Annotated in this window: 10 protein-coding genes; 2 read left to right on the top strand and 8 right to left on the bottom strand. The window is 42.5% G+C overall.

All coding sequences use genetic code 11. The features are described 5' to 3' along the window. Nucleotides 1-4: 4 nt before the first annotated feature. The 5 genes from P7F88_RS18285 to P7F88_RS18265 form a co-directional block, all read right to left on the bottom strand. Entirely contained in the window at nt 5-2200 is a 2196-nt protein-coding gene (locus tag P7F88_RS18285; protein ID WP_277827061.1) for a chemotaxis protein CheA, read from the bottom strand. Continuing rightward, nucleotides 2197-2478, bottom strand: coding sequence for an STAS domain-containing protein (locus P7F88_RS18280; RefSeq protein WP_277827059.1), 282 nt, complete (start codon nt 2476-2478; stop codon nt 2197-2199). The genes P7F88_RS18285 and P7F88_RS18280 overlap by 4 nt, the downstream gene beginning before the upstream one ends. Nucleotides 2479-2503: 25 nt before the next feature. Beyond that, nucleotides 2504-2869, bottom strand: a complete 366-nt coding sequence (locus P7F88_RS18275; RefSeq protein WP_277827057.1) for a response regulator — start codon at nt 2867-2869, stop codon at nt 2504-2506. A 224-nt stretch (nt 2870-3093) separates the two neighbouring features. Continuing rightward, on the bottom strand, nt 3094-5607 hold the full coding sequence (locus P7F88_RS18270) for a bifunctional diguanylate cyclase/phosphodiesterase (RefSeq protein ID WP_277827055.1): 2514 nt from the start codon (nt 5605-5607) through the stop codon (nt 3094-3096). 96 nt (nt 5608-5703) lie between these two features. Further along, nucleotides 5704-7452 carry a sensor domain-containing diguanylate cyclase gene (locus tag P7F88_RS18265; RefSeq protein WP_277827053.1) on the bottom strand — a complete coding sequence of 583 codons (1749 nt, stop codon included), beginning with the start codon at nt 7450-7452 and terminating at the stop codon, nt 5704-5706. Nucleotides 7453-7784: 332 nt separating this feature from the next. On the opposite strand from P7F88_RS18265, the gene queE reads away from it, so the two are divergent. Beyond that, nucleotides 7785-8453, top strand: coding sequence for a 7-carboxy-7-deazaguanine synthase QueE (queE, locus tag P7F88_RS18260; protein WP_277827051.1), 669 nt, complete (start codon nt 7785-7787; stop codon nt 8451-8453). 72 nt (nt 8454-8525) lie between these two features. Here the strand turns inward: queE and P7F88_RS18255 are convergent, their stop codons facing one another. The 3 genes from P7F88_RS18255 to P7F88_RS18245 all read right to left on the bottom strand — a co-directional run bounded on the left by P7F88_RS18255 (nt 8526) and on the right by P7F88_RS18245 (nt 12127). Further along, the gene (locus tag P7F88_RS18255; RefSeq protein ID WP_277827050.1) at nt 8526-10271 is read right to left on the bottom strand and encodes an ABC-F family ATP-binding cassette domain-containing protein; all 1746 of its coding nucleotides are present in this window, start codon (nt 10269-10271) and stop codon (nt 8526-8528) included. Between the two features lie 341 nt (nt 10272-10612). Then, a complete protein-coding gene (locus tag P7F88_RS18250; protein WP_277827048.1) occupies nt 10613-11482 on the bottom strand; it encodes a nickel/cobalt transporter in 870 nt (289 codons plus the stop codon). A 6-nt stretch (nt 11483-11488) separates the two neighbouring features. Continuing rightward, on the bottom strand, nt 11489-12127 hold the full coding sequence (locus tag P7F88_RS18245; RefSeq protein WP_277827046.1) for a DUF1007 family protein: 639 nt from the start codon (nt 12125-12127) through the stop codon (nt 11489-11491). A gap of 199 nt (nt 12128-12326) precedes the next feature. On the opposite strand from P7F88_RS18245, the gene P7F88_RS18240 reads away from it, so the two are divergent. Next, nucleotides 12327-12884, top strand: a complete 558-nt coding sequence (locus P7F88_RS18240; RefSeq protein WP_277827044.1) for a TetR/AcrR family transcriptional regulator — start codon at nt 12327-12329, stop codon at nt 12882-12884. Nucleotides 12885-12902 lie beyond the last annotated feature (18 nt).

Raw genomic sequence — 12902 nt, 5'->3', positions numbered from 1 at the left:
TCCCCTATAGCTTGTCAGCTTCAGCCTTTTCATAACCAACGATAGCCGACTCAATCAGTGCCGATACATCCAGAATCACAGCGACATCGCCGCTGCCCAGGATGGTTGCTCCACTAATACATTTAATGCCTTCGAACAATCGACCTAAAGGTTTTACTACTGTCTGGAACTCTCCCTTTAGTGAGTCGACAACAAGGCCAGCTCTCAGGCTGCCGAACTGCACTATTACCAATGACTCTCGTTCATGGTCTGCCTGTTCTCGAATACCGAACAGTGCACGCAGGCGAATGAAGGGAAGAACTTCACCTCTCAGGCTGAGAAAATTCTTTTCTCGTATTTGCTCCGCATCGACCAACTCATGCAGCTCCATACACTCAACCACCATGTCCAGTGGAATCACATAATTCGCGTCATATACCTCAAACATAAAACCATCAATTATCGACAACGTCAGAGGCAAACGAATCACGATTTTCGAACCGTTGTCGAGCTCGCTGTCCACTTCAACAGTACCGCGAAGCGCATCGATATTTCGCCGGACGACATCCATACCCACACCGCGCCCCGAAATATTGGTCACTGATTCTGCAGTAGAAAATCCCGGCTCAAAGATCAGAGAAAAGATCTCCCTTTTTGATAAGCGCATCGTTTCGGTAATCAGGCCTTTGCTGATCGCTTTCTCGCGTACTTTTTCCTTATCGATGCCTTTGCCGTCATCGCGGATTTCAATCACTGTTGATCCTGACTCGTGATAACTGTTCAGTAACACATTACCGGTTTCGGATTTACCTTTGGCAATCCTTTCATCAGGCATCTCAATACCATGATCAATGGCGTTGCGTACGATATGCATGAGTGGATCGCTGATTTTCTCCACAAAGGTTTTATCGAGCTCAGTGTCCTCACCCCGAATCTCCAAATGTACTTTTTTGCCGAGATCCTCAGCAATATCGCGTACTACACGTTTGAATTTGCTGAATGTTCCACCAATCTGAACCATTCTCAATTTAAGGGAGCTGTCTCGTATATTTTCAACCAAACGCTCTAACAAGCCCATCGCTTCAATTAGCTGTTCATTACCCGTTTCGTGCGCAAGTAGATTGGTTCTTGCGCCGGTGATAACCATCTCCCCCACCTGATCGATAAGGCGATCCAGCTTTTGTGCATCAACGCGTAAGGTCTTACTCTGGTGAATCCGGGGTAATGGTTTGCTGCTCTGCTTTTCAACCGCGGCCTGGAGTACCTCCGGTGAAATATTCCCGTGCTCAGTCAGCACCGTTCCTAAATGCGGTATAAAAGATTTTTTCTCTTTGATTTCATCTTGTAACTCTAATGCCCTAGCTAACTCAGACGACGTTATAGCCCCGACTTTAACCAGCATCTCGCCAAGCTTCTGTTTTTCATCCGGTAAACACCTGATACATTGCACATACTCGGTGATGGCTTCTTCAGGAGGGATAATACTAATATCAGCTTCAGACTGTATGAACTCAAAGACGTCCAGAATGTCCTGTTTCCCATGGGAAGTGAGTAATGAGATCTCAAAGGCCAGATAGCAACGCTCAGGATCGAACTCGTCCAGAAGTTCAAGAGCACGAGTATTTGTCTCCAGATACTCTATCTTCCCTATATTGGAGAGGTAACGAACAAAAGACAGGGGGTCTAATCCATCCTGAAATACGGTTTCTTTAGGCTTAAATGAGATATGCCATAACCTAGCAGAACCTACCTCTGGTGTGCTCTCACTTTTTGTTTCAATGGATTGAGAGGGAGTTATGTCTAGAGCATCAGTCGCTTCAGTAAGCAAATAAGCGTCGAGGTTTTCGATAAGCTGACTGAGTCGTGCAACCACCTCCTCTTCTGGCAATACATCCTGTGATGCAAAAGCAATGAGCTCTTCGATAAGATCCCGTGTACTGAAGAGCAGACTGAGCAACGTTTTATCAAATTGGCTGTCACCATTGCGAACCTGATCTAAAATGGTCTCTGTAACGTGAGTAAGCTGCACCACATCATTAAAACCAAAAATACCGGCACTGCCCTTGATAGTGTGTATCGCTCTAAAAATGGAGTTAACAGCTTCAATATCAGGCTCATCACCCACTTCTTCTATGTGAAGAAGACCGTCCTCCATATCTTCGAGTAGTTCTTTTGATTCATTGACAAAGGTCGCGAGCGCCTGCTCCATTCCGGGGATCATATCGCCTCCCCTGAATCAGAGTCACTCAGTTCAAAGCCAGCCAGTTCCAAACATTGGGAAAGCTCATCACTGGGAGAAGTCAGTTTCCACTGTATATCAATCTTCCGGCATTCGTTACGAGACCAAAGCAATAACTGAAGCCCTGACGTATCCAGCTCCTCAACAGCTTTACCATCTAACTCCAACGAATCAGACTGAGAAATTACCGCCAGAAGTTCAGCATAAATATCTGCTACTTCATAAATGGTTATCTCCTGAGGTAAAAGAAAAGTCGTCATCACTCAAAGGCTCTTCTGACATCAGTTATGCAATCAGCTTAGAAACAGCCTGAAGCATCTGATCGGGTTTAAAAGGCTTAATCATCCAGGCCTTTGCGCCCGCTTTTTTACTTTCGTCCATCAGATGTTGCTGACTTTCGGTTGTCAGCATGATGATCGGAGTAAACTTGTATTTAGGCAGCAGTTTGACATTTTTTACAAACTCTATGCCATTCATAATAGGCATATTAAAATCGCTGATGATCAAATGAACTCTTGTACCATCAAGCTTACATAATGCATCTTTACCATCACGAGCTTCCAGAACATTGTAACCCGCACCCGATAACGAAATGGCTAACACCTGCCTTAGCGAGTCAGAATCATCAACAACTAAAATGGTTTTGCTCATCGTATCATCCCTTAAATTCACACAATCTCATCCGCAGCTATCTATTTACACCCAGAATACTGAGTTGTAATTTGCTATCCCTATAAAAAGCCTAGCAATAAGCATCAGTTTTACCTCTTTATTTTTTAGTAATTCCTGATTTATTTGACCTTCAGGACAAAATAAAACCTTCATTATTAATAATGAAGGCTCTATATGTGCGGTTTATCGCTATTTATCTGAGATCAAGCCAGCTCCTGAAATCCTCCCCACTGACTGATTTTCTGAATAGGTAGTGGCCTTTCGAAGTAGTAACCTTGAACATATCCACAACCATACGACATGAGTGTCTTATATTGCTCTTGTGTCTCGACCCCTTCAGCGACGACTCTCATTCCACACGAATCACCGATGGCAATGATCGCTTTTACTAGGCTGTCACTTTGCTCGTTAACCAGTAGTTTATCGATGAAACAACGGTCTATTTTGATTTCTGAAATAGGCAGGTTATTTAAATAGCTTAGCGATGAATAACCGGTACCAAAATCATCCAGTGAAATGCCGAATCCCATATTCCTCAAACTCATTAAAATCGGAGTTACTTTATTTAAGTCATCAAGCAAAACGTTCTCTGTAATTTCTAACGTTACCCTGCTGATATCGATTCCAACATCTCTGACTATTTCCTCTAAATATTGAGAAAAATCTGGATTAAGGAGCTGCTTTGGAGAAATATTGACCGAGACTTTCAACGCATCATCGCCATTTCTGGAAAGTAGCGAAATGTCTTCACATGCTCTGCGGAATACAAATAATCCAATCTCATGAATTAATCCGGTTTCTTCCGCGACGGCTATAAACTTCACTGGAGAGACCATTCCTAATCGGACATTACTCCAACGAGCCAACGCTTCTACTCCAATCATTTTTCCAGTATCTGCGTCCATTTGGGGTTGATACAGCACTGAAATTTCATCTTTGTAGATGGCTCTTCTTAGTTCTTCTTCAACAACAAAATCATACTGAACCTGCTCATTGATGCTCTCGTCGTAGAACATGACATCACCTTTTTTAATCGCTTTCGACTTATACAGCACAATATCAGCCTTGCGAATAAGTGAGTCCGGGGAGTCACTGTCTTCGGGGTACATGCTTACCCCAATGCTACATGCGGTAGACAGAACCTTGCCATCAATCACGAACTGATCCTGGAAAACCGCTTTTATGTCCTGAACTTTTCTTTCGGCGGCAGTGATGTCTTCCAGATCTGGGAAACAGAATATGAACTCATCTCCTCCAAAGCGTGAAACGGTATCTCTGGCACCAAGAATGGTTTCGAACTTGCGACTGATCGTTTCAAGCAACTTATCTCCTGATGAATGACCATAAAGATCATTGACCTTCTTAAAGTCATCAAGATCCACAAACATGACCGCCAGCTGTTTACCATTCGCCCTTGAGTATTCGATTCCCTCCCTGATAACGTCAACGAGCATCAACCGGTTAGGTAAGCCGGTAAGCGCATCGTGTTGTGCCATGTAGGCCATCTGATCTTTGGTATCTTCCAGTTCACCAAAATCTTCCGAGATGCGTTCCTGAAATTTGCTGAATCGTTGTGCAATCAGGTTTCCAGCCATCAACGAAACACCCATTACCATCAAGGTAAAGATAAGACTTATGATGGTTATCTTTATAAATTCTGACTGGTTATTATTAACCAGTTCCAACTGCTTCTGTGCCAGATAATGTTCAAACTCTTCTGTATAGAAGCCACTTCCAACAAACCAACCCCACTCTTCTATCGCTTTGACATAACTAATTTTTGGAGCGACATCTTCACCATCAAAAATCTCACCCGGCTTGTAGGAGGCATTATATTCCACAAATCCCCCACCATCGGCCGTTGCTTGTTCCATTGCTTTGACGGTGAGTTTTCCATTTTCAGAAACTGTTTTATCTATGAACTTGCCGATTCGCGCTTTACCATGGGATGCCAGAATCTCTCCCGACTTGTCGATAATAAAGACATATCCAGCTTCATCGTAGCCAAATTCTGAAGCCCAGTTCAGCATCAGCTTCTTAATATCATTCTCAACATCAACAACATACTCACCAGTGCCAATAAACCAGTCGTAGGGTTCAAACCGTTTACCAAAACCCACTTTTTCAAATTCAGCGTCGACAGGTTCTCCTGGCTTTTGGTACCACCAGTTGTAGAAGGCTTCTCCACCCAGCTCTTTAATCAGGCGAATATGTTCTCTTAATATAAATGTCCCACGTACATCCTTCGCACCCCAGGCCGATTTACCTTCCAGCTGAGTTTTAAGACCGTGCATGACATTAATACCGTCCATCTGAAAGACAAAGAAATACCCCCTGCCTTCAAAAAAACGAATCGGTCTTAGTGCGTCAGAAATAAGTTTGGTGATCTCTTGCTTGGATTTGTCGCGGTTATTGTTATAGATATTAGTGGCTATCTCGTGAGCTTCATATACCCGGCTTTTAGCTTGTTTTTTAAGAAGCTCGACAGCCCGGGATTTTTCGAATTGAATTTGTTTTACGGCCTGATTGACATGGTGACTAACGAGCCCTTGCTGCCTTTCAATTAGATCATTTCTAAGGGACTCAATGCTCTCGGTTGCCTTGTTACGGTTATCCTGAAAAACGACAATATTAATAGCTATCACACATATCCCAATAATCAGAACCGGTGCATAACGTATTAAATTTAATAACTTCCTGTCATTTATGTTTTTCATATATAGAGCAACACCTCAAATTCTATAACTTACCCTTGAGTATAGAACATGAGGTGCAAAAGATATTTTGTGTTGTTAACGTTTTTTAAGATATTGTTATGCTTCCTCTTCCTGATTAAACTCATACTCAACTTGCGCTGCCAATTCTGGGCTAAAATATTGAACGCCACCTTTTGTATTGCTTTTTGCTTTGTAGAGCGCTATATCTGCATTACTGACTAACTCTTCGGCTGTGAACCCATCTTCTGGATAATTTGCAATGCCAATACTGCATGTCACCGAAATAGGTTGGTCTTCAACAACAAAGTCCTCGGAAAACACCTTCTGGATAATTTCAATTTTATCTCTCAGTTCGTGTTTCTTTACCAGGCCTGGGAAGCAGAAGATAAACTGATCACTCCCCAACCTTGATACACCTTCATTTGCATCCAAAATGGCTTCAAAGCGTCGACCCAACATTGCCAGCAGCTTGTCGCCATTATTGTGCCCGTAACTGTCATTCACACTTTTGAAGTTGTCCAAATCAACCAAAACAGTGGCCACATAGCGCCCAGAGAGCTCTGCCTCCTGAATATACTTCTTAACCAACTGAGTAAACTGAATTCTGTTCGGCAATACAGTCAGTGAATCATAGAGCTCGATCTGCTGCATCTTCTTATTGGTGCTTGATAGCTGGTCAAAATCGTGATTAATTTGAGCCTGAAACTTCCTGAACCGGGTCGATAACCGACCACTAAGGTACGTGGCAAATACAAACATGATTGATGCCATGAGGAAGCTAAATAACAGAAGCTTTACCAACTCTGCATCATTTTGCTGTTTGATAGCCTCTTCTCTATCGGCTAAATGAGACTCGATGTCCGATAAATAGATACCAGAACCCACAGTCCACTGCCATTTATCAAACCAACGAGCATAACTGGTTTTATCCGATCTCTGCACCCCCTCGGGTTTAAACGGAGCCTCATAGTCCACAAAGCCACCTCCGGCTTTTGCGACCTCCAGTAAATCTCTTATATAAAAGTTCTTGTTACTGTCATGCAGGTTGAAGCCATTAAAGTTCCGCATCTCCTCATCCTGATGAGCGAGAATCTTCGCCCCTTGATCAATGACGAAAATGTACCCTGAAGATCCATAGCGAATCTCGGATATCCAGTTAAGTAAGCGCTGCTGAATCTCAACTTCGAAATCTTCTACATATTCTCCCGTTCCGATAAACCAGTCCAAAGGCTCGAAATACTTAACGAATCCGATTTTTTCTAGATCGTTGTTCAGATCCTGCGGTTTGTAAAACCACCAACGGTGATAACCTTCATTTTTATCAGTAACGATAGAGACAAGCTCCTGAATAATTGAAGAACCCTTGCTGTCTTTGAATTCCCAAAGAGAAGTGTCTTCCATGTGCTTCAGGTGAGGTAAAAGTACATTAGTGCCATCCATCTGGTAAATGAAGTAATACCCTCTACCACGATTAAAACGGACACCCCGAAGAACATCCTTTATAAGCTTAATTACTTCGTCTCTTGGTTTATCCAGGTTGTTTTCGTAGATATTTTTAACGATAGAGTGAGCTTCGTAGACGCGTTGCTTGATTTCTCTTTTTAACGCAGCCTCCGTATGAGCCTTTTCATACACGAGTTGTTGATAAACACTGTCGACCTCTTGCCGAACACGTTTTTTCTCTTGCTGTATATAATCAGATCTCATCGAGGCGAGTTTTTCTTCCGCATCAATGCGGTTATCGTAAAACATGATACCGATGATAACCATTGTCGCCAGGCCAATGAAAACAACAGGAGAATATTTAATGAATCTTAAAAGCTTCTGATCAGAAATCTTTTCCATAAGATATGTACGACACCTTTAGGATATTGTTTTTATATTTTTGCGTTTTGATACATTTACGTTTTTATTCTAGACCATATTAAGCCATTCATTACATTCATCTTCTATAAATAAGATGCTCAACGGCATGTCATCAGGTTGGTCTCAATATACTCGAGTATATTTACTGCGTATCATATCATTATTTTGTTTACTTTTAATATCTACGCATTCACATCACGAATAACAAATCACTCACTAAAACATTCTGTATCTGCTGAAAGCTGGCTAAATATCAGAAAATCTATAAACTACCCCTCCTTCTGGAAGACCATACAAAACAGGTAACAGCAATGCTCAAGCTTAATGAAATATTTCAGACCATTCAGGGTGAAGGTGTATTTACCGGAGTGCCTGCTATTTTTGTTCGTTTGCAGGCATGTCCTGTAGGTTGCTCCTGGTGTGATACCAAGCAGACCTGGGAGGCAAATGCCCAGGATGAAACCACTACTGATGCTATTATTGCTAAAACCGGTGATTCACCGTCGTGGAGCGAAGTTTCTGAACAAGATTTGATCGAGCTATACAGACAGCAAGGTTTTACTGCCAGGCATATTGTCATCACTGGTGGCGAGCCATGTATATATGACCTGACCAAATTAACGAACGCTTTTGAAGAGATTGGCTGTCAGTGCCAGATTGAAACCAGCGGCACATCTCCTATCAATTGTTCGGAGAAAACATGGGTGACAGTGTCACCAAAAATTAATATGGGTGGAAAGCTTCCGGTGTTGCCTGAAGCGCTTAAGCGAGCGAATGAAATAAAACATCCGGTTGCAAGAGAGAAAGACATAGAACAGTTAGATACACTACTAAAAGAGTGTGACGTATCTGAAAAAACCGTTATCGCTCTTCAACCAATCAGTCAGGGAAACAGAGCCACTGAGCTTTGCATTGAAACCTGTGTGAAACGTAACTGGCGTCTATCAATTCAGACACATAAGTATCTGAATATCGCCTGATGAGGCCACGCAAAAATTAGTGAAGACCTGCTTATAAAGCAGGCCTTCACAGGTTATTCACGGTTTGAAAAGTTATTCTAATTGACTGGTAACTCTGTCAATCTCCTCTTTCCATTGCACTTGTAGATTTAGCTTTTGATGTTTAGGCTTCCTTTGCTTATCCTCTTCCAGAAGTGTCTCCAGCTCGATCAAACGTTCCAACAACTGCTCTTCATCTAAGCCGTCGTCCAGATCGGTTGAAGCTTGCATCTGAACCTTAGCTTCCTTATTTTCGTCAGAAAACACTAATGGTTCAGACAATTGCTTATAAGCGTCTACCGCCGACAAATACTCAGTTAAATAACCATCGTTGATAAGCCAAAACCGATTGCAGCTCTGTTCTATCAAGCTGCGATCATGACTCACCAGCACAATAGCACCTTCGAATTCGTTAAGGGTTTCTATTAGCTCTTCTTTGCCTTCCATATCTAAATGGTTTGTGGGCTCGTCGAGAAATAGCAGGTGATATCTGGCTAGTGTCAGCCCCACAAAAAGTAACCGGGCTCGCTCTCCTCCACTAAGGGAGTCAACTTTTTGAGTATGCCTAACATATTCAAAGCCAGCACTGATTAAAGCTCGTTTGGCCTGCTCGTCATTAATTGATGCAAAGTTACTTAGGGCATCAGTAAGGGTGTCATTATCGTCAAGTTGCTCTAACGACTGATCGTAGTAACCTAAACGACATTTGTCATGAAACGTAACTGGGTACTCCAGGTTTTCTTTGCCTGGCGCGATCTCTTCATCCGACAGTGAAAGTTGATACAGGAGGTTCATCAATGTTGATTTACCACAACCATTACTCCCCATCATTGCAACTCTGTCACCACTTTTAATACGCATTTCGAGCATATCAAAAAGCGATAACTCACTTTTAGGTGGTTTTAGTGTAAAGGGAGCAATTTCCAGCAGGCGATTTGCTGGTAGAACCTCGCCCTGTAGCTTTAAACTCCATGGCGCACCCTCGCTAAGTTCGGTTTGATCTTCTTCTAAGCGCTCTTTTCGGGCGAACATGGTTTTCGCTTTGCGAGCTAGGTCCTCGTTATCATAAACCTTACCCCAAACGGCCAAGCGTTTGGCGCTCTTCTCAATTCGGTCAATCTCTTTTTGTTCGCTAAGATAGCGAAGTTTGTCCTGCTCATCTCTTTCCTTTAGCTCTTTTCTGGCTTCCGAGCATGGTAAAGAAAAATGGTGCAGCGATTGGTCACGCATTATCCAGGTGGTATTTGTCACCGAATCAAGTAACGTTTGGTCATGGGAGACCAACACAAACGCTCCCTTCCAGTTCGATAAAAACTGCTCTAACCACATCAGTGACGGAAGGTCTAAATGGTTGCTTGGTTCATCCAGTAGTAGCAAATCAGGGTCATTTATAATTGCTCGGGCAAGCAGCAGTCTCATTTGCTGTCCCCCACTGCAATTCGTCACTGGCATTTGCCAGTCTGAGTCCGAAAAGCTTAGTTCAGATAAAAGAAGCTCAGCACGCCAATAGTCTTCTGCTGGTAATGTTTCTGTAAGAGCATCCAATACTGTACGGCATTGCAGCTCTGTAGGTATGTGTTGTTCAACATAGCTCACAAGGCACTGCTTGGATGTGGCAATATGCCCTTCACTAGGCTCATACTGACCATCTAAAAGTTTTAACAGAGAGCTTTTTCCGCAGCCGTTATGACCAATAAGGCCAATTTTATCACCTCCGTTAACGGTGATACTCAGATCTTCAAATAGAGCTTTGGATGTGTAAGTGTGTGATAGGGATTGTGCTGTTAAATAAGTACTCATAATTTTCTCAAGAATTTTGGGCGCACTGCGCCATTGTCTGAGTTGACAATAATTCTTCGAGCTTGAGTGAAAGTACTCGAGTGACGTTGTTCGTCGAAAGGTAATTATTCGCTCAAGTCGAGATTATCGCAACGCGATATCAATAACTCTTGAGCGAGCCTTCATGCCAAATAAGCGTGGGTTGATAGAACACCACAAAGACATAAATTCCTCCTTAGATTAGTTTGTGAAAATGTAACCATTTTCAGTTAAAAGATGGCGCCTATTATATCGCCGTTCTATGAAACTGGTACGGAAATTTTCTCTGCCATAAAGTTCCTTCGACCGAACTCATCTTTCCGTTAACGAATAAAACTTTGCAAACCTGACAAATTAGCAAAACTAAATAAAATAAACCCTGAGAACATCATCGCGAATGAGAGAAAAACAGTTGAAATTTTTCCCACCCAATGATGTTTATTAGATCGAACACGATTGAATTTGTTTTGGATGGTTAAAGCATTAAAAACCAGCACAGAATTTGTAATTGCAGTACCTAGAGCCATGGCAAACGTGCTGAATAGCCCCCAGCTTAAACTGCCCAGCATGCTGGCCAAGAAAAGCACAAGGATAGCTCCGGTACAGGGGCGGAGCCCAATTAACAGCAAAGCCCCCCAAGTAACTTTTTGAGTATCAGCTTTTTGACCGTCATTGTCATCTCTCGACACTCTGCGCGCTTTTAATTGATGTATTCCCAACTCAATCAGTTCTTTGCCCCCAAGAGCAATGATCAAAATGCCACATCCTTGCGTCAGCATTCGGACGTTATCCGTGATACTCAGAGAAAACAGCTCAGTTAATGCAGAAGAGGCAGCAAATAGTAAACATGCGCTGATAGCTTGAAGCGAAGCAATTACGCCAACCAGAATAACCGCTTTTCGGCGACGATAATTGTTGATGAGTGCCATTGAGGTGATAGCGGTTTTACCGTGCCCCGGTGAAACAGAATGCAATAAGCCATAAATCAAGCTGAACGCTAAAATGTACCAGCCGAAACGCTGCTCTCCCTGGCTAATTAACACCAGATATTCACTCAAGGAATCCACTACATCTCGTTGCACCTTAAGCAACTGCATCCAGTAAAGAGGAAAATTATTCCAGACAAACAGCGAAAAAGTGGAAAAAACAATCAACGCAATAACGGCTAATATTTTGACAGAGACAGAGTTCATTAGGTATTACTCCGGTTTACAGCGGAACTTTGCTCGCTGTGTAAACAGCTGGCCCAACTCATAGTCAGGATCTTCATCCATAGACAATGACATAGCGTAAGCTAATTGTTCAGCCGTTGGGTTAGGTTTGATAATGTCAATATTGCAAGCATCAGAGTAAGGCTGACTTAATTTTATGGATTGCTTACTATCCCAGCTCATATCGACAAAATAGGTTGGATCAAAAATCAATAAACTCAAACCATTCGTTTCCAGCGCCACTGGTTTTGCTAACTCGAGTTCAAAACTCAACGTCAACTTTGCTCCCTTCTGAACCAACTCTCCTCCTTCTGCCTTTTTATAACGAATAGGTTCCTCGCCCTGATAAAAGTAGGTGAAATAATGATTAGATAACATGTTTTCGACGATTTCGTTGGCTATACGGTTGTAGGTTTCGTCTCTGTTAGAAGCATCTATTTTTTCGTCGGCTAGCATATAGGCGGAAGTCATTGCATCAAACTCCCATTCCATAGAAAGCGAAACAATATTGCCGTCTTGTACATTTACTGTCGTGTCCAAAGCAATCCAGGAGTGGGGATGGGCGCTAATGCCAAAAGAGAAAAGTGAAAGAGTCAGAACAAGGAGGCAACTTTTATTAAACGACATGATGATTCAGAAACAGCAAATAATAAAATTGTTATAACATAACGATCATTGAAATGCGACGGCGTGAAACCCGGTGGCCCCACCCTCGTGTCAGTTTTTGGTGAATTGTTATTCCGCCTCAATCACACTTCACCTGGACACTTTGTGTTTATTTGTCCACTTTTTTGACAATTAGTCAAAATATGTCAATATGAATTTTATGAATATAAAAGAAATCAACATTGTCGAATCTGCTTTTTCGGTATTCTCTCGCTATGGTGTGCAGCGAACCACGATGAACGATATCGCCAAAGAAGCAGGCATTGCCAGGCAGACGCTTTACAACACTTTTTCTAATAAGGATGAGGTGCTGTGCGCAACCATTCGGCTGTTTAAAGAACGTACGACTGTAGTCATTCAACAGGAGCTGGAAGAAACAACGGACCTGTCTTCAAAGCTGGACGTTTTCTTTAAGCACCTTGCCCTTGAACCTTATCAACTTCTGCATTCGACTCCTCATGCTGAGGATATTATCCAGGGTATGAGTCAATTAAGCCGCGACGAAATTCGATCCACTGATGAACATTTTCGTTCAGTTATTGAGTCCACTTTACAGAGCTACCAGTCTTCCATCGAAAAAGCCGGCTTATCTGTATTTGGACTGTCGGACTTGGTTAGAAATTCGATGACAGGCGCGAAACATCAGGCCAGAGATATAGAGCACTTAACAGCACTCCTTAACAGTTTGAAAGCTGTTGTACTTAAGTGTACCCATTAGATTCACTGATAAATGATT

Origin of the sequence: Vibrio hannami, assembly GCF_029589055.1 — a bacterium.
Classification (GTDB): Bacteria; Pseudomonadota; Gammaproteobacteria; order Enterobacterales; family Vibrionaceae; genus Vibrio; species Vibrio hannami.
This window is presented reverse-complemented; position numbering and strand designations above follow the sequence as displayed.

Excerpts from the sequence above, each read along its gene's own strand:
- P7F88_RS18255 (WP_277827050.1), bottom strand. The coding sequence starts at position 10,271 with ATGAGTACTTATTTAACAGCACAATCCCTATCACACACTTACACATCC.
- queE (WP_277827051.1), top strand. The coding sequence starts at position 7,785 with ATGCTCAAGCTTAATGAAATATTTCAGACCATTCAGGGTGAAGGTGTA.
- P7F88_RS18250 (WP_277827048.1), bottom strand. The coding sequence starts at position 11,482 with ATGAACTCTGTCTCTGTCAAAATATTAGCCGTTATTGCGTTGATTGTT.
- P7F88_RS18270 (WP_277827055.1), bottom strand. The coding sequence starts at position 5,607 with ATGAAAAACATAAATGACAGGAAGTTATTAAATTTAATACGTTATGCA.
- P7F88_RS18245 (WP_277827046.1), bottom strand. The coding sequence starts at position 12,127 with ATGTCGTTTAATAAAAGTTGCCTCCTTGTTCTGACTCTTTCACTTTTC.
- P7F88_RS18240 (WP_277827044.1), top strand. The coding sequence starts at position 12,327 with ATGAATATAAAAGAAATCAACATTGTCGAATCTGCTTTTTCGGTATTC.
- P7F88_RS18280 (WP_277827059.1), bottom strand. The coding sequence starts at position 2,478 with ATGACGACTTTTCTTTTACCTCAGGAGATAACCATTTATGAAGTAGCA.
- P7F88_RS18265 (WP_277827053.1), bottom strand. The coding sequence starts at position 7,452 with ATGGAAAAGATTTCTGATCAGAAGCTTTTAAGATTCATTAAATATTCT.
- P7F88_RS18285 (WP_277827061.1), bottom strand. The coding sequence starts at position 2,200 with ATGATCCCCGGAATGGAGCAGGCGCTCGCGACCTTTGTCAATGAATCA.
- P7F88_RS18275 (WP_277827057.1), bottom strand. The coding sequence starts at position 2,869 with ATGAGCAAAACCATTTTAGTTGTTGATGATTCTGACTCGCTAAGGCAG.